The organism is Polynucleobacter sp. AP-Reno-20A-A9, from assembly GCF_018882085.1.
Classification (GTDB): domain Bacteria; phylum Pseudomonadota; class Gammaproteobacteria; order Burkholderiales; family Burkholderiaceae; genus Polynucleobacter.
In genome coordinates this window covers 53,118-75,577 of sequence record NZ_JACVPB010000008.1, presented here as the reverse complement: position 1 = coordinate 75,577, position 22,460 = coordinate 53,118, and the positions used below count along the sequence as shown (strand labels likewise).

The window sequence follows — 22,460 nt, the reverse complement described above, 5'->3', positions numbered from 1 at the left end:
TTTTAATTTATTGAGAGTCACTGTATTACGCTGGTGGAAAGCCTGCTTTTTGCGCCCACATATTATTAAATACATGGATGATTGGCTTCTCATAAACACCTGCCTTGGTATAGGGCTCATCTTTTAACCAAGCATCCACATCTGCCCTGCTAGGAAAGTCGATTGCGAGCAAGCTACCAATCGTAGTCTTGCCATCATCAGAAGTCATCGGCCCAGCAAAAGCCATGCGGTCAGAAAGTTGCGCCAAATAAGCGCGGTGCTCTGGGCGGATTTGTACTCGTAGGTCAGCGGTACCAGGCTTATCCATTAATAAAATTGCAAAGATCATGTTTTCTCCATCATTTAATTGGTTTTATTTTGCATCTTAATTAGCAAGATATTACGGTAAGTTCCAAAGAAAAAACCACCCGAAGGTGGTTTTCTTGATACTTGGCGGAAGAGGCGGGATTCGAACCCGCGGTAGGCTATTAACCTACGCACGCTTTCCAGGCGTGTGACTTAAACCGCTCATCCACCCTTCCGGAACCGATGATTATACGATTGCCGAAAGGATTTGGTCTAAATCCTGATTTAGCTAATTACAGAGACTCTTTGAGCTGGTCCAAGATATGTGGATTTTCCAGGGTTGAGGTGTCTTGAGTAACCTCTTCGCCTTTAGCAATAACGCGTAAGAGACGGCGCATGATCTTGCCGGAACGGGTCTTAGGCAGGTTATCACCGAAACGAACATCCTTAGGCTTGGCGATCGGGCCGATCTCCTTACCAACCCAGTTACGTAGCTCAGTAGCAAGCTTCTTGGCCTCTTCGCCCGTTGGGCGACCGCCCTTCAGAACCACGAATACGCAAATAGCCTCACCAGTCAGCTCGTCAGGACGTCCCACTACCGCTGCTTCAGCAACCAATGGATTAGCCACCAAGCAAGATTCAATCTCCATCGTGCCCATACGGTGACCAGAAACGTTCAAGACGTCATCAATACGACCAGTAATCGTGAAGTAACCAGTATCTTTGTTGCGGATTGCGCCGTCACCAGCAAGATACAAAGTACCACCCAACTCTTCTGGGAAATAAGATTTCACGAAACGATCTGCATCATTCCAAATCGTACGAATCATGGAAGGCCATGGACGCTTCACAACCAAGATACCGCCTTGACCATTAGGGACGTCTACACCAGCCTCATCCACAATCGCTGCCTGAATGCCTGGCAATGGCAATGTGCATGAACCTGGAATCATTGGGGTTGCACCTGGCAATGGTGAAATCATGTGACCGCCAGTTTCTGTTTGCCAGAACGTATCTGCGATTGGGCACTTTGAATTACCCACATGCTCGTAGTACCACATCCAAGCCTCTGGATTGATTGGTTCGCCAACAGAACCTAGGAGGCGTAGTGAGGACAAATCGTAGCTCTTTGGGTGCACTGCTTCATCATTGCTTGATGCTTTGATCAATGAGCGAATTGCAGTTGGTGCTGTATAGAAAATAGAGGCTTTGTGTTTTTGGATCATGTCCCAGAAACGGCCAGCATTTGGATAAGTCGGAACGCCTTCAAACACAATTTCAGTGGCACCTACAGCGAGAGGGCCATAGGTAATATAGGAGTGGCCCGTTACCCAACCAATATCCGCAGTACACCAGAACACGTCATTAGGCTTGATGTCGAACGTCCACTTCATTGTGAGAATGGCCCACAAGAGGTAGCCACCAGTTGAGTGTTGTACACCCTTTGGCTTACCGGTTGAACCGGATGTGTAAAGAATAAATAATGGATGTTCAGCGCTCACCCACTCTGGCTCACAAGTCGTTGCTTCATTAGCCACGATCTCTTGCATCCAAACATCGCGACCTGCTTGCATAGTGACATCAGTACCAGTACGCTTGCTCACGATCACATGCTTGACCTTAGGACACTCGCCAGTAGAGAGCGCTTCGTCACAAATTGCTTTGAGTGGCAATGCTTTGCCGCCGCGGAACTGTCCATCAGCAGTAATGACTGCAACTGCACCCACATCCATAATGCGATCACGCAATGCTTGGGCGGAGAAGCCGCCAAATACTACAGAGTGAATTGCGCCGATACGGGCGCATGCCTGCATAGCAACAATACCTTCGATGGTCATTGCCATGTAAATAATGACGCTGTCACCAGACTTGACGCCCATCTTGCGCAGTGCGTTTGCCATTTTGCAAACACGCTCAAGCATTTCTTGGTAAGTTACTTTGGTAACTGTGCCGTCATCCGCTTCAAAAATGATGGCTGTCTTATCACCTAAGCCGGCCTCAACTTGACGATCTAAACAGTTGTAGGAAGCATTGGTTGTGCCATCTTCGAACCATTTGTAGAAAGGCGCTTTGGATTCATCCAAAACCTTGGTAAAGGGCTTTTTCCAATAGAGGTTCTCTTTAGCAAGACGCCCCCAAAAACCTTCGTAATCTGAATTAGCTTCAGCACAAAGCTTGTTATAAGCTTCCATACCTGAAATTGCCGCACCCTTTACAAAGTCTGCAGGTGGGTTAAAAACGCGGTTTTCTTGCTTTAATGGTTCCATGCTTCACAGCCCTCTATCTAATAATCAATAATCTAAAATGATCAACAAATGCGAGAAAATGTCGCAAAATGACAGTTTTAGACTCTCAAGACCTTAGAAGATAAGTGAAAACACTGGGGATTTGCTCTATGGCAAACCCTTAAAATAGGGCAAACCTTACTAATAATGTGGAAATAAGCAGATAACCATGACCAATATTAAACAAAACGACCTGATTCAAAGCGTAGCAGACGCATTTCAGTTCATCTCCTATTACCACCCTAAGGACTTTATTACCGCCATGGGCAAGGCTTATGAGCTAGAACAAGGTCATGGCGCCAAAGATGCGATTGCCCAGATTTTGACCAATAGCCGCATGTGTGCTGAAGGTCATCGGCCAATGTGCCAAGACACGGGTATTGCCGTGGTCTTCCTCAAAATTGGCATGAATGTTCAATGGCCTGATGCAACGATGAGCGTCACAGATATGGTGAATGAAGGTGTGCGTCGCGCCTACCTTAATCCGGACAATATGTTGCGCGCTTCAGTCTTGGCAGACCCTGCAGGCAAACGTAAAAATACAGGCGACAACACTCCTGCTGTCATTCATTACGAAATCGTCCCTGGAGATGATGTTGAAGTGATTTGCGCAGCCAAAGGTGGTGGCTCAGAAAACAAAGCCAAGATGGTGATGCTTAACCCTTCTGACTCCATTGTGGATTGGGTTCTCAAAACTGTTCCGACCATGGGTGCAGGTTGGTGTCCGCCTGGCATCCTCGGTATTGGCATTGGCGGCACCCCAGAAAAAGCGATGCTCATGGCTAAAGAAGCTTTGATGGGCCCAGTTGATATTCAAGAGCTCATTGAGCGTGGCCCTAAAAATCGTGTTGAAGAACTACGCCTCGAGCTCTATGAAAAAGTAAACAAGCTCGGCATTGGTGCTCAAGGTCTAGGGGGCTTGGCAACGGTTCTTGACATCAAGATCCTGGACTACCCAACGCATGCCGCCTCATTGCCGGTAGCGATGATTCCAAATTGCGCAGCGACTCGTCACATTCATTTCCATTTACATGGCGATGGTCCTGCAAAACTGGAAGCCCCTTCTCTATCGGATTGGCCTGATGTGACTTGGACACCAGATGTTCAAAAATCCAAGCGCGTGAATTTAGATACCCTCACTGCTGAAGAAGTAGCCGGCTGGAAACTAGGTGAAACACTATTACTGAACGGCAAGATTTTGACTGGTCGTGATGCCGCCCATAAGCGCATTCAAGACATGCTTGCTAAAGGTGAAGAATTACCAGTGAGCTTTAAAAACCGCGTGATCTATTACGTTGGCCCAGTTGATCCGGTACGTGATGAGGCGGTTGGCCCAGCAGGCCCTACTACCGCTACCCGCATGGATAAGTTCACCGAGATGATGCTTGCTAAAACTGGTTTGATTTCTATGATCGGTAAAGCGGAGCGCGGACCAGAGGCGATTGAAGCTATTGAGAAACATAAGTCAGCCTATTTAATGGCCGTTGGTGGTGCAGCCTACTTGGTATCTAAAGCAATCCAAACCTCGAAAGTGGTTGGCTTTGCTGATTTAGGTATGGAAGCAATTTACGAATTTGATGTCAAAGATATGCCCGTGACTGTTGCAGTCAACTCAGAAGGCATCTCGATGCACAATGAAGGTCCACGTGAATGGCAAGCGAAAATTGCTGGCATTCCAGTCAAGATTGCTTAACTACTTAATCAGCGACTACTGAGCAAATATTGGCACTCATAGGGGTTTTCGACTCTGGCGTTGGAGGCTTATCCGTATTGGATGAGGCTTTGCGCCAGCTGCCCCAGCATGACTATATCTATCTCGCTGATTCAGCTAATGCTCCTTATGGAGAAAAATCTAGCGAGTGGATTGCAGCGCGTAGTCTCATTCTTTGCAGTCATCTAGCCAGCAAGGGATGTGACGCCATCGTGGTTGCTTGTAATACGGCAACTGCTGAAGCGATTAAGCAAATTCGGGAGTCGATTTCCATTCCGATCATTGGAGTTGAGCCAGGCATTAAGCCCGCGGCTATGCAGTCGCAAAACAATATTGTGGGAGTCCTTGCTACCGAGGCAACTCTCAAGAGCGATAAGTTCAATGCACTATTAAATACCCTGCCAAATGGTTGCCACTTCATCAAGCAAGCTGGCGCAGGATTGGTACCTTTAATAGAGTCCGGTAAAGCGGATAGTGAAGAAACTTTAGAGTTACTAGCCAAACATCTTGAGCCAATACAAGATGCTGGTGCTGACACGCTAGTACTGGGCTGCACGCACTATCCTTTTCTCAGAAAAGCCATTCGCAAACTGCTAGGTGAATCCATTACGCTGATTGATACAAGCGATGCTGTGGTTAGGCAGCTCAAGAGACAGCTTGAGAAGTTTAAATATACAAACTCTAGCAATGAGCATGGAACAGTGCTATTCCTTAGCAGTAAGAATGAAGAGTCGCTATTGCTCATGGCGCAAGATTTAATGTCTGCCGATTTAACTGCTCATGCAGTGGAAGCACGCATCTTAGGTGAATTGAGATGAGCGCCTTTTTCAAAAAGTTAGATGACTTTTTGCCGTTCAACAAAACTGAGCGCATCATTATTGGTATCGTAGTGCTCTTGCACGCCCTCCCCGCTCTCGAGTTTTTGCACTTTAGTCAGCGCCCGCCGCAAATGGATGATGAGCGCGTCATGGCAAATTTAGTTAGCCCTGAAGCTTCTAAAACCCAACAGTCGCCTGCTGCCACTCCGCCTAAACCAAAAGAAGAGAAGAAAGCCGTTAAAGAAACTCCAAAGGAAAAGCCCTCAGAGAAGCCTAGCCCCACACAGGCACAGCCGCCAACACCTGCAAACCAAGCTCAAAGCAAATCCGATGCACCACAACAAAATGCATCAGTAGCCCCTGCAACTAGTGGGGGTGCTAGCGGCACACCTATTCAGACTGACATTGGTAAACTAGTTGTAGCCTATCAGCCAGATGCAGATGCTTACTACCCATCATTTTCCAAACGCTCTGGCGAACAAGGTGCTGTGGTGGTGCGATTAATTATTGATGAAAGCGGAAACGTGGAAGATGTGGCATTGCTTCAATCGAGCACCTTCCCCAGGCTAGATCGCGCTGCAACGGATATCGGCAAACGTTATCGCTTTAAACCTTTTTTAGTAAATGGCGCACCCCAAAGAATTTCCACCAATCTTTTAATCAAATTTAATCTCAAGAATTAATCAATATGAATACACCATTTGGCATAGCAAATCTCTGGCTTGAAGGCGATGCGATTACTCGATTTGTGGCAATTGCTCTGCTCATCTGCTCCATTGTGACCTGGGTCATATTGCTCACTCGACTTTGGGACTTACGTAATCTAGGTAAACTCAAACCTGAGCTAGAGCAATTCTGGCGTGCCACATCATTTGATCAAGGCTTACAGGCATTTAGCAATCATGCTATCAATCCTTATTACCAAATTGCTAAGTCAGCAACCAAAGCTTCTGCGCATCACCAAAGTCAATCCACCAATCACCGTGAATTACTGCAAACCCTGAACTATTCTGAGTGGATGGCAAGAAGCCTTAAGAACAGCGTCGACAGCATTGCCGCTGGGTTACAGAAAGGTTTGACCTTCTTGGGATCTACTGGTGCGATTGCCCCATTTATTGGCTTGTTTGGCACCGTCTGGGGCATCTATCACGCCCTGATCGCCATCAGCAGCTCAGGAAGTGCGCAACTGGATCAAGTGGCAGGTCCTATTGGCGAAGCGCTCATCATGACCGCCCTTGGCCTTGCGGTTGCCATCCCTGCAGTATTGAGTTTTAACGCCATTAATCGCGCCAATAAATTGTTAGTTGCTGACCTCAATCGCTTCGGCAATGATCTTTTAGCCTACTTCGTTACTGGTGCTCGCGTTAATTCCGGAGAATAGTCATGTCTTTTCATATACAAGACGACCAAAACGACGATAACATCATGTCGGAAATCAACATGACACCGATGGTGGATGTCATGTTGGTGCTGTTGATTATTTTCATCATCACGCTGCCTGTGATTCAGCAAGCAGTAAAGGTGGAACTCCCAAAGGCCAATAGCGTTCGCAATGAAGTCAAGCCTGAGTCAGTTCAACTCTCGATTGATGCTAATGGTCAGATCTTCTGGAATAGCACCCCGATTGATTTGAAGACCTTCGATGGCTATGCAGAAAAAGCTGCCCAGAAAGACCCTCAACCAGAGATTAATCTGCGTGCCGATAAATCCGTGAAGTATGAATATGTTGCGCAAGTCTTGGCTGCATCGCGCCGCGCTGGCTTAACTAAGCTTGGGTTTGTAACAGAGCCAAACTAAGTTTTATTTAGTCCTGTAGGGTGCTTTCGAGGGGAAGCAAGTCTCTTCACTCGTGTGGGTGCCGTTTCCGATAGTCGCACCTAAGATGCCCCCTTGTATTTTCTCGACCTTCTTGAACTTGCCAGTTACTGGGTCAAGCGTAATGTTGGTGATGACATTCCCCACTGGATAAGAAACCCCCATAATCTCTTCAGGCTGAAAATTCGCCTCGATCAATATCAATATATTGGGACGTGCCAGGGTAATACTCTTAACGAATTGCGTTCCGTACATATCAGACTGATCTAGGTCACGGCCATCTAAAAACAGCTTAGCCTTTTGAGTGTCCGAGGCAAGCATCATCTTCATCTCGTACTCTTCGGTATAACCTTTTTCCGTACGCTTGCAATTAAATTCGAGAACGTCAACGCCCCATGCAAGAGATGAAAAGATCAAGCTTGAGCAAATGAGAAGTTTAGGTAAATTCATAAACGAGGTAGAAGTGTCTTTGGTGCCCGAGGCCAGCATAGCCTCAGACTTTAATGGCCCTCAGAGCCATACATTATCTCAGTTATTGTAATGACCTTTTAAACGAATGTATCTAAATCAACAAAAAAGTATCTAACTTGTATCTAGCCCCAAAGGGGGTCTTTTCAAAAACTGACCACACTAATTTTATTTGGTCTGGTAGGAGTCCCGGTGGTCCCTAAACGAATTCAAGTTTTTGAAAAATTCACCCAATTGAGTCGGGGGGTCATTTTATTTGGCCGTCATTAATTCATAGTTAAGTCGAAAATTTGATGCTTCTAAATTTTTTTTATAATTTTTTTATCTTAATTGTCTACTTAGTTTTTGCATATCTGTCCTTCAACTATCGCATCAATAGAACCGGTCGACGCTGAATAAACAGGCGTATTGCCAGTTAAATCCACATGCACAAGGTGCCCAGCAGCAAACGGCTTTGAGTAATCAAAGATATAGACCATGTGATATGTATGGCTCTTACAATCAACAAGGAGTTGAGTTTTGGACGAAAAAATCATCTCATCACCGAACGCTATAGGATTGGCATAGTTTGCCAATTGCCAATATGTAAACCTATAACTATCCTTAATAACCGTTGCTGGGTCATAGTAAAAGGTAGCGTTGGTTTCCGATATGGCAACAACATCCCACTGCTCCGCTTGAACCCTAAGCGCACATAAATACAGAATTCCAACTACCAACAACCATCTAAAAGCATTCAATTTGCGAACCGTATTATTAATTCCATGCTTTTTCATTTCGCTATAGACCAATATTTTGGTTTCATGGGATTGGATTCTCACAAACACTGCCTAGAAAAGTTAATTTCATACCATCTTCCGAAAAGATTGGTAGGCTTCGTGAAACTTAGGAGATTTAGAGGAAAACCACTCCAATGCAGTCTTCTCATCTACAACGTGGTTCCCCACCTTCTGACTCCTGCCATTCTCAATCTTGGCTAAGGCGTATCCTGAAAAAGTATTAATACGTAACGAGAAAAAAAGTTCCTCAAATTGTTTTTTGGCATACCAAATCTGACCACCCTCAAACCACTCACTGACTTCAAAAGTAAATCCAAGGTAATTCCACAGTTGAATATTAAATCCACCAACCAACTTCATTTTTCAGCTCTTTCGACCCAATTTGACCAATCAATAACACTAGTCACAAGCTCTTTAACGGTTTGACCATTGACCTCAATAGAGCTTTGCCCATATGGGATATATCCCGTGCATGACCCATAGATAGAGCTATCACACCATGCAGCAACAGCATCGCAATATTTGTCATACACAATAATCGAGCAACCCTCTTCGTAATTCTCGTATGGATGCTCTTTGCTAATTTCAAAGGCCCAATATCTTTTTCCCTTATAAAGTACTTTGTGTCCATTAAGCACTGGCGCGGTGTATTTATGCATGCTCAAAATCCTTCGCCACCCCTTTTAATTGCTCATAAACCGCCTCCGTTATTAACCCTTGATATTCGCTTTTTAAGCACCCATAAGCCTTAAAATAGACATCTCCAGACTCGATCACCCTCCACTTTTCAGCGAAGGTGTTGGTAGATAGACGGACTCTTTCAACAATCTCGCTATTGGTATCCAAACGCGCTGCCTTAGCTAGCTTTGCGTTAATTATGCGGTGGTGGAAATCAAGTGCAGCTGAGAAATAGAAGATTTTTGGATTTGCACAGATTAGCTCATACTCATACTTAGAAATCTCAATAGATACCCCGAGTGCCCAGTAATAGTATTTAGCATCCTCCTCAATTGCAATAGCTACATACCTAAACTCATCCGAAAGAGCTGGTCGCAGAATTGATTCATGCGCACTAACTGGAAGTTGCTCAATATTTATAAATTTAATATTCATGACATCTCCTTTTTAGCGATTTCGTCAAATGACTGGGCATCGCAAGTAGGAATAAATCCGCCCAATAAAAAACCCACCTAGAACGGTGGGTCAAGTCACTCAATGGTTGCCCAAAATAGAGCCTCATCGTTTTACCACCTTGCTTGAGAAGCAGGTTGGTGTGACTTTCGCCAATCTCTTGATGTGTTGTGATTATGCAGACTTTTATGGCCATAAGTCAATAAATCTCTCTCATTGACAATTGAAACCACCCAATCGATTGGGGGTGCATGTCATGCGATTTTGATTTATTAATGTCGGCTGAATAATCTGCATTGGAGGTGGTGGCGCAGAATAATTATATTGAGCTTGAGGAACACTTGGATAGGTTAGCGGATGCTCTAAAGCCCAAGCGGTAGCAGCCATATTCGCCCTATTACTTATCTCTATTGCTGAGTTAAGCTGTTGGTAATTAAATTTGGTTTTGGTATAAGACTTATCAGAAATTTTAATAAAATAAAGGACAAGCGCAGGGCCATCCTTTCCATTATCCCCATAGCATTCAACTACTCCGCCCCTAATGTATTGCCAGTTGTAATTTTGACTGATAGCCACCGAGTCTCTACACTCATCATCTGTAAGCACTATGGGCGTTGTGTTGTCACTCGGATCAATTATGTCATTAAGTTTTTTCGCATAACTTAATGAAGTTGACAAAATTAGAATGGCAAAAAAAATCGCTTTCATTAGTTGCAGTTGAAACCGCCAAAGCCGTTTGGATTACAGGTTATTCGATTTTGATTGGTTAAATTTGGTTGAATTATTTGCATTGGAGGTGGTGGAGCCGTATAGGCTTTATATGCATCAAGATCAGCTTGCCGCTGACGCTGCTGATTAACTATCTGCTGCTGCTGCGCCAGAGCATCTTGCTGCTGTTGCTGCATCATGCAGTTAGCAAATTCATTACTGCCCTGCTTAAATCCATAAGCTGAACAACGATTTTGCAATCCCATCAAATATGCTTGCTGCTGTTGTTGGGACTGCTGAGCCTGCTCCTCTTTGCTTTTATTCCGCATACATTCCCAATATGCGCCGTTAAAAATACGATCGGCGGCATTATTTGCGTTTGTCTGGGAGCTGCATTGCCATCTACCTTGATCGCTGACAGGCCCCGGGAGTCCACCGCACCCACTTAAAGCACTAAATAAGCATAGCAAAAAGATGTACCGGATTTTCATGACTCTTGCACCATAGAAAAGTTATAGATTTACTAAGGATTCTACGTATTTCGTAAAGACAATACAACTCATAGCTACGAATATCGTAACCATGGAAAAGCGCAAATCCAGCCAAAAAACTCAGATTCCGGGGTTTAGGATCTATGAGGCTAGGCTTGCCAAGGGTATCTCCCAAGAAAATTTGGGGGTATTAATAGGACTCGATGAGGGAACAGCTAGCGCACGAATAAGTCGTTACGAATCGGGGATTCACGAACCACCCATTGATACGGCAAGAAATATTGCTGAATCTTTAGGCGTACCCTTAGCCTACCTATATTGCGAAGAGGCTCAACTGGCGTCTCTTTTACTTAAACTCTCAAAATTGGGTAAGCGCGATCTTAGTGAGCTAGCTGCAAAATTAGCGGAATAGTCCCAACTGATCTCCTAGCTTCTCAGTACATTCCTTGGATAAAAATGCATCTTCATTGGGCTGATCAAGCTCAATGCCCAGACTTCTGGCGAGCTTTGCCATCCGCTGCTCCATTCTAAGTAGCTGCATTCGGAAAGCTGCTGTGATATTAATGTGCGCTGCAGTAGATCTAAGACGGTTAGCGTTTCCGTGCAATACATACGCTAATTCCGCAAGTTCAACGTCCATAGTTAAGTAATTTCGCTTTTTACTACGTCTTTTTGCCATATTTTCCCCTAATTGATTGAGTGTTTTTTGTTGTTGGGTTTTGTGACTTGATTTAATGAAGGGATAGTTCATACACTTTTAAGAACATGCTTAGCTCTACGGGTGATGAAAATGTACAGCTTTGTTAACAATCGGAGTTGGGCATCAAAAAATACAGTCCAACCCCGACCTAGCCCCTACGCGACCGCGTAGCACCCTAACCGAAGTCCATTAGCGTCAACCTTGTTCCCGTGCTAGCAGCTCGGGTTAGGGCTGAGCGAAGAAGGTACCCGCCATGGGCTTTTATCTGATCGGTAGCCCGTGCCATTACCCCAACTAACTCAGTGCCGTAGTGGGTAGTTAAAAAGGCTTTAGATTGAGGTTTTTGATATTCAAGCAGGACGCCACAAACACGTTCACCTTTCAGCATTCTTTGAGCCAACACAGGGCGCCATAGAGGGCAGATTGCAGCGCTGCATCTTTGATACCGAGGGCAGTTAATTTTACTCATTTGGCCTCCTGCGGATCTGTTATCTCCAGCATCCACTCTGGGATCGCGTCATACCCAGTCTCAGCCAAGGTCATCATCATTCGGTATATCTGATTCTTGGTGAGCTTGGCTTGGGGTCTACTGAGTTTGACCTTACCAAAGGTAAAGTCCTCAGGGCGCAATTCTTGCCCATGTGAAATCCATATTTGCCGTAGCTGCGTTGTTTTTTCCAAAGTTAATTCAATAATGGGATTGTTATGTTGCATGTTCATTCCTTAGTTCATTAAATGAACTCTTCAATTAAGTCTTCACGAAGTCTTCGTATGCAAAATGAAGAGAACCATCAATTCATCTCTTCTCTTCAAACCCCCAGACGTAGTCTGGGGTTGAAGAAGAGTTGAGGCAAAGCCTCAAACGTAGAAGTCGCTTGTTTTTAGAAGGGTTACTTGGGTCTTATTGGTTTCAATAAACCCACCCTCCTCTAGTGGCGTAAAAATGTCCCGAGCAGCATTGTTGGTTCGGTAATCAATCAGTGCCAACAGATCCTTTTTAATCATGGCGCCTCCAATATCAACCTCCCTTTCCAGCAATTCAAGAGCCTTTTGTTGGTAAATCGACCCTGACGCAGTGACCTTCTTCTCTGTCGGATAAAGGGCGATATTGGATTCCATGGAGCCATCTGGGAGCTCAAACTCAATTTGTCGACCCTCCAAATAAAACGGCTCTAACTTGTCTCGATCTTTATGTTTGTCATTTTTCACAGCGAATATCCCCGCTGAATCACGACTAACTAAAAATAAAGAATCTAAGGCGCCGCGGATAGTAGATGAGCCACGAATGTCTGCACCATCTTTACTGGTGTGGTGCAGCAACACAGCAGTGCAACCAAACCTTGCAATTAATCCATTAGCAATTCTGAGAAAGTACTCGGTCATATCATTGGCATCATTCTCTTTGGCGGAGCCAAGCGAATAATTCATGGTGTCGATAAAAAACACTCTGGGATATATTCCAGCAGCTTCCATTGCTCGAACATACTGCTCAATACTAGTATCAGATTTTTCCGGCGCAGTAACAACAATTTCCCTGCTTGAGATATATGCCGCATCAACATCTATGCCGCCATTTTTAAGGTGATTCCATGCGCCCACTCTTCTTAAAACGCTATCCCTACCTTCACATGCGATAAATACAGCGTCGCCCTGCTTGACGGTATGCTGACCCAAAAAAGGTTTTCCAGAGGCAACACTCAGCATTAACTCAACCGCCAAGTAGGTCTTACCGCCAGAAGGCATTCCACCGAACATCACCAAGGACTGCTGCTTGATCATGCCCTCAACAAGCCAATCAATCTTCTTAATTTGTTTTCTAGCATCCCCAATTTTAGAAAGTAATGGCTCTGTCGTACTACGTTGATAAAGTCTTTGCTGTTCAAACATTTGCCGCAAATGAATTAAAGTGCCTACTGTCTTTACATCCTTACCTGAACTCTTTCCAAACGAACACCATTTGTCGTGAGTAGTTTTTTCATTGCCCGCCGGGTAATTGGTGCCACGCGAACTCAACCTATCAAAACATTCATAACCCTCCGCTGAACCATTGGTTTGGTGATGTAAAGCCATCCCAATTTCCAACCATGTACCGTAGTCCAACTCACTTGGAAAGAAGCTCAGCAACTCCGACTCAATTCGCTCAATAGTCCATGCTGGATCGGCCGGTTTATACGTGTCAAAATCGGACTGCTTAGGATTGGGACGAAGATACCGCTTTAGTATTTCGGCGGATACGGAAACACTCGGAATAGGTTTGCTAAAAGATCTGTCCTCATCGCCAGTAATGGCGATATATCTACCTTCCCGAAAGATTTCAACACCAAGCTCATGATTAGATTGATTGCCGCTCTCCCAATCAGCGCTCTTAGTGAAGATATGAAACCCAGTACCACTGATACTGCGCTCCACAAATCCGGGAATGGTCTCCAATATTTCTTTAGCATGGGGTTTAATCGACCCATCCTCCAAAATCACCTTATCCAGATCAACCACTAATAAATCGTTAGCCCCCGTAAGGCTCATTCCGATGCCGTGAAATTGGCGCTGCTCTGGACTTCGCTTAAGTTCATTAAGGAGTGATGCTTTAGCTAATTCAAAGGATGTGCAGTCTTTGGTATTACGAGTGTTATTGCTTGGTCTGAGGGTATGTGCGTTTAAGGGCACCTTGCCGGGCTTATCGCCTACTTTAGCGGGCGGGGTTAGTTTAAATGGCCTCCAGCATGGCAATTCTTTAAGTGTTGCTGGAATTTTGTCAAGGCAAAGCTCAACCTTTTGGACAGTTTGTGTCATCAGTACATCCTTCAATCAATAATTGAAGTCGTGAAGCGGATGTGGATGTTTTTTGTAATTGCTAGTTTCGTGGTGAGCAGCCTGTCCTACTACTCACTATGTATCTTTCAAGATCACGGCATTACGCTATGCTTTGGCCTACTTCGATTCCACTCGACCTAACACGGCTTTTCCTTGGGCTTAATGCTAGACCTCACGACCTATAGCCAGCATTATTTTTAGGAGCCCCGCCTTACTACTCGTTTTAGACTGCTTTCAGTTGGAGACTTATTTTTAGTCGGCCCAACCTACCGACATAACCATCCTACGTATGTTAATGCGCTTTTTTTGCGAATTCGACCTACAAAATGAACAATTAGGCACAAAAAAATTCTTCAACCTTACTAATACGCAAATTAATTGAAATCTAGCCCTAGCTTTGAAAAATAATTAAGCCGAACCCTACAAATAAGAATGTAAGTCCAGTGAAAAAAGCACCCGAATCTTGAATAACTAGAGCTCCACATAGCAGCAAAAAATAGCCGATGAGCTTCATTTACAAAACTGGTGCCAAGGCAGCATTCAAGGCATCTAATTTTTGTTTCAATGAGTACCCTCGACCATATGACTCGCCCACACTATTGCTGCCCCATCCACCAATTGCATCAATAATATGAGGGGGAATATCTGCATGCCTTAGTAAATCGCGCATCGTGTGTCGTGCATTGTGAAGGGTCTTATCTTTAATGCCTAGGCGCTTAATAAACCCAACAATCGTCGATGAGGCGTTAGTCCCATTTACTTCAGTGCCGTCGTTATAGCGCGGAAAAACCATATCATCAGAGTGGCTAGCCAAATGGGCACTCAACACTCCAATCGCCAGCGCCATTAAAGGGACGGCTCGTTTACTATTTTTTGTTTTTAGTGTCCGCTCGTTGTATTCAATTAGGTCGATATGCGGTATGTCCCCGTCAAGAGCAACATCTTGCCTCCGAAGGCCCGCAATCTCACTGAGTCTTGCACCAGTTAAAGTGCACAAAAGCAGAATTACCTTGGGATCATTTGGACTATCTAAGCAGGCGGCAATGATTTTCTTGACCTCATCATTTGTGAATGGCTCCCTAACCTTTGCATCTTTTCCGAGATCAGGAATTACTAACGATAAGAATGGATTGTCAATCCGAAGCTCCAACTCTCGAATAACCACATTCAAGACGGCCCTAATCGTACTAATCTCTCTGGAAACCGAGTTAGTCGAAACTTTGGCGCAACGTGCAGTTATGTACTTCTTCGCATCCGCTCGAGTGAGATTAACCACCCCAACATCACCACAAACATCAAAAATATGCTTGAAATGCTTTTGGGTATCAGATCTAAATTTAGCCTTGGTACCCTTGGCGTGATTGGCAAAGTAAACATCTAAACACCTCGACAGCATCAATGGCATTGGCTTAGTAAGAAGCGTCCTAGCTAACTCATCCGCATCCGTTAACGCGCCCCTATCTTTTCGATAGGTTAGATACTCATTGAAGTCTATTAGCTGTGGGTACTCATCGTAGCCGTTTAGCGGTCTTGCTTTTTCGTTACCGCTACCGGGCCGCAGCCCGTAGTAAGCAAGCATAGCCTCGGCCTCGGCCTCAGTGCGATCAATACCAGACTTACTGCGCAGGTCATTGAACATTGCATCCGTATCCCTAGCGTGGCGCATAACCTCAGCAACCATAGAACTCTGCTTGCCCGTCAGCTTGATCCGGATATGTTGCTTATCCTGAAAGAACTTACGCAGCCCCAGAGGGATGCGCCGCTGGAACATGAGTGTTCCGTTGTTATTTACTAGGTATTTAGTCTTCACGGTGAATTGTTGCGTTTGGAGAATAAGCACAGTCTAACCTCTAAAGTATCTAAAAAGTATCTAATAGAAAACTCTGAGGTAACCGCCAAGCATTATGCTGCAAGGGTGGTGCTATCAAACTTGGTGCCCGAGGCCGGAATCGAACCGGCACGACTTTTTTGAGTCGGCAGATTTTAAATCTGCTGTGTCTACCGATTTCACCACTCGGGCTCGCATCAACAATAAAGCCGTGCTAAATAAATCAAGACAAGCGAAATTTTAGCACGCAAGCCCAATACAAGCACCTAGAGCCCCTTTTACCCCGCCACCCAAGGGTGCGCTGGATAAAACATCTAAAATATATCCATGAATTTACCGGCAAAATCATCGGGACTTGGGAAACTTATGCGGGCTGGCCTATTGCTAATAGGGGTCTGTCTCATCATTGGTTTAGCAGTCACTCTTGCCTATTTTTATTCCGCCCAATCCAATATCTCAGGCAAGCGTACGATTAAAAGTCTGGGCGAGTCAGTTGCCATTACCTTTGATGCATCTGATATTCCGCATATCAATGCAAAAAGCCAGGCAGATGCCTACTTTGCCTTAGGCTACCTTCATGCTAGTGAGCGCTCCTGGCAAATGGAAATGAATCGACGCATTGCTAGCGGTCGGCTTTCAGAAATCCTGGGTAATGACACTGTAAAAATTGATCGCTTTGTGCGTACGCTAGGCATCAAGCGTGCAGCTGAACGTCAATTTGATCGCTACCCTGTTTCCGCCAAGCGGCTATTGCAAGCATATGCCGACGGCGTCAATGCTGGCAATGCACAATTAGGCTGGGCTCTTCCAGTGGAGTATTTCTTAACAGGCTCAAAACCAGGTCATTGGTCACCAACAGACAGCGTCGCTTGGATGCTCATGATGGCTTATGACTTGGGCGGAAATTGGCAGAAAGAATTACAACGACTTGAGTTATCGCAATACCTCACGACTAAACAAGTTTGGGAGGTAGTGCCGCCATATGAAGCCGGTGAACCCGTCAGTAATATGGATTTTTCTAGGCTGTATAGAGAGTTGAAGGTTTTTAATCTTGCTCCTGGTCCAGCAGAAAGCAAGCCTCAGAACTTACCTGCAACGGAGTTGGGCCAACTGGATCAAATGGGGGCAAGGGATGGCATCGGCTCCAATAACTGGGCCTTGAGCGGCAAGCTAAGCACTTCTGGCAAGCCATTGTTAGCTAATGACCCTCATCTTGGGCTGTCAGCTCCTGCCATCTGGTACTTTGCCCATCTGGATGCCCCTGGCTTGAATGTGATTGGTGGAACTCTCCCAGGAATACCTGCGGTTGTTTTGGGCAGAACAGATAAGTTTGCATGGAGTTTTACCAATACCGGACCCGATGTTCAAGATTTATACATTGAGCAAATTGACTCTAAGAATCCGGGTATGTATCGAGGTCCTGATGGGCCACTGCCATTCAAAGTGCATCAAGAGATTATTGATATCAAAGGATCTCCATCGCTGACTTTCTTAGTTAAAGAAACTCGACATGGTCCTGTCATCTCTGATTCCTATGCAAAAGCCAAGCGCACGATTGATACGAATCGTTTTGCTCTTGCCTTGCGCTGGACAGCGCTCGACGTTGAAAACCAATCCGTTGCCGGTTTATTGGATATGAATCGCGCAGCTGATCTCGGTCAACTCAAGCAAGCGCTACGAAAAAATTACGCTCCAATGCAAAACGTAGTAATGGCAGATACCGAAGGCAATATTGCCTATCAGGCTGCTGGAGTAGCTCCCAAAAGAATTCTGCATCACGGTCTCTATGGCGTAGCTCCAGCGCCCGGCTGGGAACGGCAGTATGACTGGAATGGCTATGTACCCTTCGAACAACTCCCCTCCAGCAACAACCCTGAACAAGGTTGGATAGCGACAGCCAATCAAAAAGTTATTGCGGCCAATGATCCCAATCCTTTAACGGGTGACTGGGACTTACCAACACGCTATGACCGCATTGTTGATCTCATCAAATCAAAAAATATTCACTCTGCTGATGATATGAGAACCATGCAGGGCGATACCCTGTCGCTTGGGGCAACGCCTTTATTAGAGTTATTCAAGACCAGTCAAAGCTCCCATCCCTTGAGTGCACAAGCAATGGCAGTTGGCAAAAGTTTTGACGGCAATATGAAAGTGGATAGCGCAGGTGCACTCCTATTCAATGCCTGGGCAGACCAATTAACACGTAATCTCTTCTCTAGATTAAGTTATATGTTTACTGAAAATTATGGGGCACGAAACTACCGCGCTCCACTGATTCTGCAAGTGAAAAATCCCAACAGCCCTTGGTGTGATGATCCCAAAACCGAGCAGATTGAATCCTGCCAAGAGTCATCCAACAAGGCGCTTGATAAAGCCTTGGATTACTTAAGCAAAGAATATGGCAACGATCCCAAGACTTGGGCCTGGGGTAAGGCGCATATCGCCATCTCTGAACATCGCCCACTGAGCAAGGTGCCGCTACTCGGAAGCCTGTTCAACATCAAAACGCCTTTCCCTGGGGATAGCTTTTCAGTCAATGTGGGACGCCTTGAGCTTTTAGGGTCCGAGAACCCCTACGAAACACTGCAGGCCCCAAGCTTACGGACAGTCTATGATTTAGCGGATCTAGAGAAATCACTGTTTGTGTATCAGACAGGTCAATCTGGGTGGGTGCAAAGCAAGCTTTATCGTAATATGAACTCATTGTGGGCCAATAATGAGTACCTCCCTTTGCAAATGAAGCCCGAAAAGACTAGTCGCCAGCTAGAATTAGTTAATAAGTAAGCCACCCCCATATTGGTACTGGGTGCCATAGGCGTTTAAAATAGCGTGTACACCTCAAAAGCAATGACTAAGGACTGAATTCTCATGAAATCTATCACTACCCTGCTCGCAACTTCAGCTGCATTACTCATAAGCGGGAATGCCGTAGCTGCCTGGCAAGATATTGGCAAGAATGATCAATCCACCGTATACGTAGATACTGCTACCCTGCAAACCCAGGGCAACCTAGCGCAGATCATGTCGATGCTGGACTTTAAAAAACCTGGTCAAGACCCACAAACCAAAGAGAATGTGAATTCGATTATTGGTTTAAATGAATACGATTGCAGCTCCGGAAAATATCGTCCGATTGAATTCAAGGTATTCACTGGTAATCGCGGCAAAGGCAAAGTCGTTGTGGATCAAAAAACTCCTGATAGCATTTTTGAAGCCATTCCAAACGGCTCATGGGCTGCAGGTGTATTTAATGTCGCGTGTCGTAGCAAATAATTTTCCGTATTTGCGCTTCATCCCTCTCCGCTGGATTGGCCTAATCTGCGCACTAGGATTGTTAAGCGCCTGCGCTGCACCATTAGCGGCGCTTGGTAGCTCTGGAACAGCAGCTGCCAGCACCGTTGGAACTGCTGCCATAGCCAACCCTGGCACAGCGGCTAGTCTTGCCTCTACTGCAGCAACAGGCAAATCCCCTTTAGAACATGCGGCATCCGCTGCCACCAAAAAGGAATGTAGCTTCTTTAATGTGATTGACTCAAAACCTATCTGCATCGAGGTTGTCCTACCCACCATTACCGATAACAGCGAGCCCTTATTAGGGCCCGCGGATACGACCAAACAATCTGCCCAGCAATAACTAGCCCAGCTACCCCAAACCAGTGGGATAACAGACTAAAATTACTTTTTACAAGCAATTCACTAGCAATTTAATATGACAACCGAAAACTATTACCTCACTCTCACTTGCCCCAACAAACCTGGTATTGTTGCCGCGGTCTCTACTTACATATTTGAGTTGGGCGGTGACATTGAAGAAGCCCAACAGTTTGATGACAAAGCCTCTAAGCGCTTTTTTATGCGCGTCAGCTTTAGCTGTCCTGCGAATGTAGATTCACTCAGAGCTGGCTTTTTAGAAATTGCAAAGCGTTTTGAGCTCACATGGGAATTGCGCGCAGTAAAAGATCTCAAACGAGTTTTAATCATGGCTTCCAAGTTAGATCACTGCCTGGTTGACCTTCTCTATCGCTGGCGCATTGGTGAATTGCCAATGATTATCTGCGGCATCGTCTCCAATCATCCTCGCGATGTCTATGCCAGCATCGATTTTGCGGATATCCCGTTCTACCATTTACCAGTCACACCCGAAACCAAGCCGGCGCAAGAAGCCAGGCTTCTAGAAATTGTTGCGGAGTCTAAGGTAGACATGGTAATTTTGGCGCGCTATATGCAAATTTTGTCGGATGATTTGTCGACTCAGCTATCTGGCCGCTGCATTAACGTACACCATTCATTCCTGCCAAGCTTTAAGGGTGCTAAGCCTTACCACCAAGCGCATGCGCGCGGCATCAAGCTGATTGGCGCTACCGCCCATTTTGTGACCAGCGATTTGGATGAAGGCCCAATCATTGAGCAAGACGTGACTCGAGTTACCCATGGCGATACACCAGATGATTTAGTACGCAAGGGTCGAGATTTAGAGCGCGCCGTTCTCTCAAGAGCTTTACGTTACTACCTACACGATCGCGTTCTTATTAATGGAGCGACTTCAGTAGTCTTTTCTGATTAACCGAGGAAAGACCTTTGCTAAGGCCTCACCCCTGGAGATTCTAGGGGTAGGCCTCTAGCTCGCCACATCAAAAACAACTCTAACTGCGCCATCTCTGGCGAGCCATACTCAAATTGTTGCGCTCTAACTCCACTCATGCAATTGCGCAAACGTCTTTGCAATGAACCCAAGGTTTGCCACTCTAAGCGATAGATGGGATAGGCATTGGGATGCCCTTGAGGTATTGGGCTGCCACCAAGCTTTAGACCTGACCTATCCTCATGACATTGCGCACAAGATAAATTCAGCTGCCCCATACGCTCATTAAAGGTCTGCCTGCCTTTTTTCATGAAAGGTGCGTTAGCAGAATTTTCACTAACTGTAATTGGCATTCCTTTAGACTGAAACGCTATAAAGGCCGTTAAAGCGAGGAGGTCTTTGGTCTCGTAAGCCAAGGCAGGAACTGATTGAGCGCCAACTCGACACTGATTAATTTGCCCCTCTAACGTCTGAAGTTTGCCTTTGATTACTTTAGGGTATTGCGTAGCTACACCGCGCATGGATTTTTTTGCATCACCATGACAGGCGCTACAAGATTTACTCTGTGGGCCGACCTTTTTTTGCCATAAACTTTCACCGTCACCAACCCAAAACATTGCTGGATTGAGCGAGGGATCATCTTGCATCGCTTTGTTCTCGGCAGACATTAATTCATAACTCGATTGCTGTAATAGCGGCACTGCTTTAGCCACGCCCATGCATATGAGGCTAGCAAGCGTGAGATAAAGACCACTCAGAAAAAGAGATGTCTGTTTTTTCACGAAACAGTAATATGAGACTGGTTTACCGCCTCGTAGCCATCGTCCCCAACCCATCTGAACTCGAGGGTTCCGGACTCCACAGCGATCGCGGTAAAGATGATCAAGGGATTGGCCCCTATTCCTGAATAGAAATCCGCTTTAAACACTTCCACAGTGTTGTAGGTGCAGGTAAAGGTACGAATGATATCGCGGGGAATGAGCTTGCCGCCCTCGGTATAGCGAAAACCTGACTCCATGTCATGTTGCGCAATTGCACGAATCTCAATAATGGAATCTTTTTTGGCCGTCGTTGGCATCGTGATAGAGGTACGGGAAGTTTTACTCATACCATCTCCGTACACGCTGAAAGGGTTACCAAAGTTTCAGCAGAGCCTTGCCAAAAACTGCCATTACTCATCTGCGCAATAGCCCATACCTTCTGGCTATCAGCCAAACGGACACGCGTCGTAATGTTTGCAGTGCCCGAACGTGGAGTAAGGTAAACAGTAAAGATATTAGGCAAAGGATTGCCCTCGGCAATCACATGTATGGTCTTGACGTAATCATTTGCTGTCATAGGGCTATCAACGCTGACCTTCAAGACCACTAGATTGCCGTTCTCCACCAGCGGAGGAATAGTTAAGGTAACCTTACCCTCCCGAATGGCGGCGCCACCAACAATCTTTTTAATAGCCTCTTCCGCATCCTCATTTTTAGCAAAGGCTACTAAGGGATTTGCTAAAAAGCCAAAGGCTAGTAGCCCAAGACCTTGCGCTTGCTTAAGCCATTGTCGGCGATGATGGTGAGTAAGGTTTTTCATCTAGAGTTCAATTAATTTTGATTATTCAAAGTTATTAAGAAAGCAATTACGTCTTCGATCTCTTGGCCATTCAGCATGGTTTGACCAACAAATTTAGCGGCCACGCGATTGAGATGGCTTGTTTGATAGTAAGCCGGCATGATGGTTTGTGGATTGAAATGTGCTGCATTCACGATGCGCGCCCTTAGTTGAGGAGCATTTAAGCGGGCTACGCTCGCCTTGAGCTCAGGAGCTAAGTTTCCCTGAAAACGCTCTTCTGGAAACGGGCCACTATGACATAACAAACACAAGCCAGTTTGGCGACTTGCCACAATCGCTCTACCACGCACCGGATTGCCCGCCTCAGAAGAAAGGGATTCGAAAATCGAATCCCCCGTTATTACTTGAGCGTGCACAACATTGAGATTGAGGATGACTAGCCATGAAAACGCTAGCGCAACCCTCTTTCTCATCGACACAATTTC

At 45.5% G+C, this 22,460-nt stretch carries 28 protein-coding genes, 2 tRNA genes and 1 riboswitch; of the genes, 10 read left to right on the top strand and 20 right to left on the bottom strand.

Annotation, left to right across the window (positions count from 1 at the left end; translation table 11 throughout):
- Positions 1-25: 25 nt before the first annotated feature.
- The 3 genes from ICN39_RS08415 to acs form a co-directional block, all read right to left on the bottom strand.
- Entirely contained in the window at positions 26-328 is a 303-nt protein-coding gene (locus tag ICN39_RS08415) for a YciI family protein (protein WP_216233604.1), read from the bottom strand.
- A gap of 102 nt (positions 329-430) precedes the next feature.
- Positions 431-521 (bottom strand) — tRNA-Ser (locus tag ICN39_RS08410).
- Between the two features lie 57 nt (positions 522-578).
- Positions 579-2,552: an acetate--CoA ligase gene (gene acs, locus ICN39_RS08405; RefSeq protein WP_216233603.1), complete on the bottom strand. Its 1,974-nt coding sequence runs from the start codon at positions 2,550-2,552 to the stop codon at positions 579-581.
- 187 nt (positions 2,553-2,739) lie between these two features.
- Here acs and ICN39_RS08400 point away from each other — a divergent pair, with 187 nt between their 5' ends.
- Genes ICN39_RS08400 through ICN39_RS08380 form a run of 5 tightly spaced genes read left to right on the top strand, consistent with a single transcriptional unit; the run spans position 2,740 to position 6,896 of the window.
- Entirely contained in the window at positions 2,740-4,263 is a 1,524-nt protein-coding gene (locus ICN39_RS08400) for a fumarate hydratase (RefSeq protein WP_216233602.1), read from the top strand.
- Between the two features lie 29 nt (positions 4,264-4,292).
- Positions 4,293-5,099: a glutamate racemase gene (gene murI, locus ICN39_RS08395; protein ID WP_216233601.1), complete on the top strand. Its 807-nt coding sequence runs from the start codon at positions 4,293-4,295 to the stop codon at positions 5,097-5,099.
- On the top strand, positions 5,096-5,782 hold the full coding sequence (locus tag ICN39_RS08390) for an energy transducer TonB (RefSeq protein WP_216233600.1): 687 nt from the start codon (positions 5,096-5,098) through the stop codon (positions 5,780-5,782). Before murI ends, ICN39_RS08390 begins: the two co-directional genes overlap by 4 nt.
- A gap of 5 nt (positions 5,783-5,787) precedes the next feature.
- On the top strand, positions 5,788-6,480 hold the full coding sequence (locus ICN39_RS08385) for a MotA/TolQ/ExbB proton channel family protein (protein ID WP_216233599.1): 693 nt from the start codon (positions 5,788-5,790) through the stop codon (positions 6,478-6,480).
- Between the two features lie 2 nt (positions 6,481-6,482).
- Entirely contained in the window at positions 6,483-6,896 is a 414-nt protein-coding gene (locus tag ICN39_RS08380; RefSeq protein ID WP_215361198.1) for a biopolymer transporter ExbD, read from the top strand.
- A 3-nt stretch (positions 6,897-6,899) separates the two neighbouring features.
- On the opposite strand, the gene ICN39_RS08375 is transcribed toward ICN39_RS08380, so the two are convergent.
- From ICN39_RS08375 to ICN39_RS08345, 7 genes are all read right to left on the bottom strand, one after another.
- The gene (locus tag ICN39_RS08375) at positions 6,900-7,364 is read right to left on the bottom strand and encodes a hypothetical protein (protein WP_255532398.1); all 465 of its coding nucleotides are present in this window, start codon (positions 7,362-7,364) and stop codon (positions 6,900-6,902) included.
- A gap of 356 nt (positions 7,365-7,720) precedes the next feature.
- Entirely contained in the window at positions 7,721-8,158 is a 438-nt protein-coding gene (locus ICN39_RS08370; RefSeq protein ID WP_216233598.1) for a surface-adhesin E family protein, read from the bottom strand.
- A gap of 69 nt (positions 8,159-8,227) precedes the next feature.
- Entirely contained in the window at positions 8,228-8,521 is a 294-nt protein-coding gene (locus ICN39_RS08365; RefSeq protein WP_216233597.1) for a hypothetical protein, read from the bottom strand.
- Positions 8,518-8,820 (bottom strand): hypothetical protein, encoded by a 303-nt coding sequence (locus ICN39_RS08360; protein ID WP_216233596.1) that lies wholly within the window; start codon positions 8,818-8,820, stop codon positions 8,518-8,520. Before ICN39_RS08360 ends, ICN39_RS08365 begins: the two co-directional genes overlap by 4 nt.
- Positions 8,813-9,274, bottom strand: coding sequence for a hypothetical protein (locus tag ICN39_RS08355; RefSeq protein WP_216233595.1), 462 nt, complete (start codon positions 9,272-9,274; stop codon positions 8,813-8,815). The genes ICN39_RS08360 and ICN39_RS08355 overlap by 8 nt, the downstream gene beginning before the upstream one ends.
- 92 nt (positions 9,275-9,366) lie before the next feature.
- Positions 9,367-9,464: riboswitch (SAM-I-IV-variant riboswitch) on the bottom strand.
- Between the two features lie 41 nt (positions 9,465-9,505).
- Positions 9,506-10,000: a hypothetical protein gene (locus ICN39_RS08350; protein WP_216233594.1), complete on the bottom strand. Its 495-nt coding sequence runs from the start codon at positions 9,998-10,000 to the stop codon at positions 9,506-9,508.
- Entirely contained in the window at positions 10,000-10,329 is a 330-nt protein-coding gene (locus ICN39_RS08345) for a hypothetical protein (RefSeq protein WP_216233593.1), read from the bottom strand. The genes ICN39_RS08350 and ICN39_RS08345 overlap by 1 nt, the downstream gene beginning before the upstream one ends.
- Positions 10,330-10,582: 253 nt before the next feature.
- Here ICN39_RS08345 and ICN39_RS08340 point away from each other — a divergent pair, with 253 nt between their 5' ends.
- On the top strand, positions 10,583-10,903 hold the full coding sequence (locus ICN39_RS08340) for a helix-turn-helix domain-containing protein (RefSeq protein WP_216233592.1): 321 nt from the start codon (positions 10,583-10,585) through the stop codon (positions 10,901-10,903).
- Here ICN39_RS08340 and ICN39_RS08335 read toward each other — a convergent pair.
- The 6 genes from ICN39_RS08335 to ICN39_RS08310 all read right to left on the bottom strand — a co-directional run bounded on the left by ICN39_RS08335 (position 10,892) and on the right by ICN39_RS08310 (position 16,022).
- A complete protein-coding gene (locus tag ICN39_RS08335) occupies positions 10,892-11,170 on the bottom strand; it encodes a hypothetical protein (protein WP_216233591.1) in 279 nt (92 codons plus the stop codon). The two genes, ICN39_RS08340 and ICN39_RS08335, sit on opposite strands and share 12 nt — an antisense overlap.
- A 196-nt stretch (positions 11,171-11,366) precedes the next feature.
- Positions 11,367-11,660, bottom strand: a complete 294-nt coding sequence (locus ICN39_RS08330) for a hypothetical protein (protein WP_216233590.1) — start codon at positions 11,658-11,660, stop codon at positions 11,367-11,369.
- Positions 11,657-11,905: a hypothetical protein gene (locus tag ICN39_RS08325; RefSeq protein ID WP_216233589.1), complete on the bottom strand. Its 249-nt coding sequence runs from the start codon at positions 11,903-11,905 to the stop codon at positions 11,657-11,659. Before ICN39_RS08325 ends, ICN39_RS08330 begins: the two co-directional genes overlap by 4 nt.
- A gap of 144 nt (positions 11,906-12,049) precedes the next feature.
- The gene (locus tag ICN39_RS08320; RefSeq protein ID WP_216233588.1) at positions 12,050-13,981 is read right to left on the bottom strand and encodes an AAA family ATPase; all 1,932 of its coding nucleotides are present in this window, start codon (positions 13,979-13,981) and stop codon (positions 12,050-12,052) included.
- A 535-nt stretch (positions 13,982-14,516) separates the two neighbouring features.
- Complete coding sequence (locus tag ICN39_RS08315) at positions 14,517-15,842, bottom strand: tyrosine-type recombinase/integrase (RefSeq protein WP_216233587.1); 1,326 nt, start codon at positions 15,840-15,842, stop codon at positions 14,517-14,519.
- A gap of 91 nt (positions 15,843-15,933) precedes the next feature.
- A tRNA-Leu gene (locus tag ICN39_RS08310) sits at positions 15,934-16,022 on the bottom strand.
- 174 nt (positions 16,023-16,196) lie between these two features.
- On the opposite strand from ICN39_RS08310, the gene ICN39_RS08305 reads away from it, so the two are divergent.
- From ICN39_RS08305 to purU, 4 genes are all read left to right on the top strand, one after another.
- The gene (locus ICN39_RS08305; protein WP_255532396.1) at positions 16,197-18,617 is read left to right on the top strand and encodes a penicillin acylase family protein; all 2,421 of its coding nucleotides are present in this window, start codon (positions 16,197-16,199) and stop codon (positions 18,615-18,617) included.
- A gap of 84 nt (positions 18,618-18,701) precedes the next feature.
- Positions 18,702-19,106: a surface-adhesin E family protein gene (locus ICN39_RS08300; RefSeq protein ID WP_216233585.1), complete on the top strand. Its 405-nt coding sequence runs from the start codon at positions 18,702-18,704 to the stop codon at positions 19,104-19,106.
- Positions 19,084-19,467, top strand: a complete 384-nt coding sequence (locus ICN39_RS08295) for a hypothetical protein (protein WP_216233584.1) — start codon at positions 19,084-19,086, stop codon at positions 19,465-19,467. The genes ICN39_RS08300 and ICN39_RS08295 overlap by 23 nt, the downstream gene beginning before the upstream one ends.
- Positions 19,468-19,542: 75 nt before the next feature.
- Entirely contained in the window at positions 19,543-20,397 is an 855-nt protein-coding gene (gene purU / locus ICN39_RS08290; RefSeq protein WP_216233583.1) for a formyltetrahydrofolate deformylase, read from the top strand.
- Between the two features lie 17 nt (positions 20,398-20,414).
- Here purU and soxA read toward each other — a convergent pair whose 3' ends face one another.
- The 4 genes from soxA to soxX are packed head-to-tail and all read right to left on the bottom strand — an operon-like array spanning position 20,415 to position 22,448.
- Complete coding sequence (gene soxA / locus ICN39_RS08285; RefSeq protein WP_370623715.1) at positions 20,415-21,197, bottom strand: sulfur oxidation c-type cytochrome SoxA; 783 nt, start codon at positions 21,195-21,197, stop codon at positions 20,415-20,417.
- Positions 21,194-21,523, bottom strand: coding sequence for a thiosulfate oxidation carrier complex protein SoxZ (locus ICN39_RS08280; RefSeq protein WP_216233581.1), 330 nt, complete (start codon positions 21,521-21,523; stop codon positions 21,194-21,196). The genes soxA and ICN39_RS08280 overlap by 4 nt, the downstream gene beginning before the upstream one ends.
- Complete coding sequence (locus ICN39_RS08275) at positions 21,520-21,996, bottom strand: SoxY-related AACIE arm protein (RefSeq protein ID WP_216233580.1); 477 nt, start codon at positions 21,994-21,996, stop codon at positions 21,520-21,522. Before ICN39_RS08275 ends, ICN39_RS08280 begins: the two co-directional genes overlap by 4 nt.
- A gap of 11 nt (positions 21,997-22,007) precedes the next feature.
- Positions 22,008-22,448, bottom strand: coding sequence for a sulfur oxidation c-type cytochrome SoxX (soxX, locus tag ICN39_RS08270; RefSeq protein WP_216233579.1), 441 nt, complete (start codon positions 22,446-22,448; stop codon positions 22,008-22,010).
- Positions 22,449-22,460: the final 12 nt, after the last annotated feature.

What these genes read in the sequence shown, in the direction of transcription:
- ICN39_RS08415 (WP_216233604.1), bottom strand. Translation starts at nt 328, where the DNA reads ATGATCTTTGCAATTTTATTAATGGATAAGCCTGGTACCGCTGACCTA.
- acs (WP_216233603.1), bottom strand. Translation starts at nt 2,552, where the DNA reads ATGGAACCATTAAAGCAAGAAAACCGCGTTTTTAACCCACCTGCAGAC.
- ICN39_RS08400 (WP_216233602.1), top strand. Translation starts at nt 2,740, where the DNA reads ATGACCAATATTAAACAAAACGACCTGATTCAAAGCGTAGCAGACGCA.
- ICN39_RS08390 (WP_216233600.1), top strand. Translation starts at nt 5,096, where the DNA reads ATGAGCGCCTTTTTCAAAAAGTTAGATGACTTTTTGCCGTTCAACAAA.
- ICN39_RS08385 (WP_216233599.1), top strand. Translation starts at nt 5,788, where the DNA reads ATGAATACACCATTTGGCATAGCAAATCTCTGGCTTGAAGGCGATGCG.
- ICN39_RS08380 (WP_215361198.1), top strand. Translation starts at nt 6,483, where the DNA reads ATGTCTTTTCATATACAAGACGACCAAAACGACGATAACATCATGTCG.
- ICN39_RS08375 (WP_255532398.1), bottom strand. Translation starts at nt 7,364, where the DNA reads ATGAATTTACCTAAACTTCTCATTTGCTCAAGCTTGATCTTTTCATCT.
- ICN39_RS08370 (WP_216233598.1), bottom strand. Translation starts at nt 8,158, where the DNA reads ATGAAAAAGCATGGAATTAATAATACGGTTCGCAAATTGAATGCTTTT.
- ICN39_RS08365 (WP_216233597.1), bottom strand. Translation starts at nt 8,521, where the DNA reads ATGAAGTTGGTTGGTGGATTTAATATTCAACTGTGGAATTACCTTGGA.
- ICN39_RS08360 (WP_216233596.1), bottom strand. Translation starts at nt 8,820, where the DNA reads ATGCATAAATACACCGCGCCAGTGCTTAATGGACACAAAGTACTTTAT.
- ICN39_RS08355 (WP_216233595.1), bottom strand. Translation starts at nt 9,274, where the DNA reads ATGAATATTAAATTTATAAATATTGAGCAACTTCCAGTTAGTGCGCAT.
- ICN39_RS08350 (WP_216233594.1), bottom strand. Translation starts at nt 10,000, where the DNA reads ATGAAAGCGATTTTTTTTGCCATTCTAATTTTGTCAACTTCATTAAGT.
- ICN39_RS08345 (WP_216233593.1), bottom strand. Translation starts at nt 10,329, where the DNA reads ATGCGGAATAAAAGCAAAGAGGAGCAGGCTCAGCAGTCCCAACAACAG.
- ICN39_RS08340 (WP_216233592.1), top strand. Translation starts at nt 10,583, where the DNA reads ATGGAAAAGCGCAAATCCAGCCAAAAAACTCAGATTCCGGGGTTTAGG.
- ICN39_RS08335 (WP_216233591.1), bottom strand. Translation starts at nt 11,170, where the DNA reads ATGGCAAAAAGACGTAGTAAAAAGCGAAATTACTTAACTATGGACGTT.
- ICN39_RS08330 (WP_216233590.1), bottom strand. Translation starts at nt 11,660, where the DNA reads ATGAGTAAAATTAACTGCCCTCGGTATCAAAGATGCAGCGCTGCAATC.
- ICN39_RS08325 (WP_216233589.1), bottom strand. Translation starts at nt 11,905, where the DNA reads ATGCAACATAACAATCCCATTATTGAATTAACTTTGGAAAAAACAACG.
- ICN39_RS08320 (WP_216233588.1), bottom strand. Translation starts at nt 13,981, where the DNA reads ATGACACAAACTGTCCAAAAGGTTGAGCTTTGCCTTGACAAAATTCCA.
- ICN39_RS08305 (WP_255532396.1), top strand. Translation starts at nt 16,197, where the DNA reads ATGCGGGCTGGCCTATTGCTAATAGGGGTCTGTCTCATCATTGGTTTA.
- ICN39_RS08300 (WP_216233585.1), top strand. Translation starts at nt 18,702, where the DNA reads ATGAAATCTATCACTACCCTGCTCGCAACTTCAGCTGCATTACTCATA.
- ICN39_RS08295 (WP_216233584.1), top strand. Translation starts at nt 19,084, where the DNA reads ATGTCGCGTGTCGTAGCAAATAATTTTCCGTATTTGCGCTTCATCCCT.
- purU (WP_216233583.1), top strand. Translation starts at nt 19,543, where the DNA reads ATGACAACCGAAAACTATTACCTCACTCTCACTTGCCCCAACAAACCT.
- ICN39_RS08280 (WP_216233581.1), bottom strand. Translation starts at nt 21,523, where the DNA reads ATGAGTAAAACTTCCCGTACCTCTATCACGATGCCAACGACGGCCAAA.
- ICN39_RS08275 (WP_216233580.1), bottom strand. Translation starts at nt 21,996, where the DNA reads ATGAAAAACCTTACTCACCATCATCGCCGACAATGGCTTAAGCAAGCG.
- soxX (WP_216233579.1), bottom strand. Translation starts at nt 22,448, where the DNA reads ATGAGAAAGAGGGTTGCGCTAGCGTTTTCATGGCTAGTCATCCTCAAT.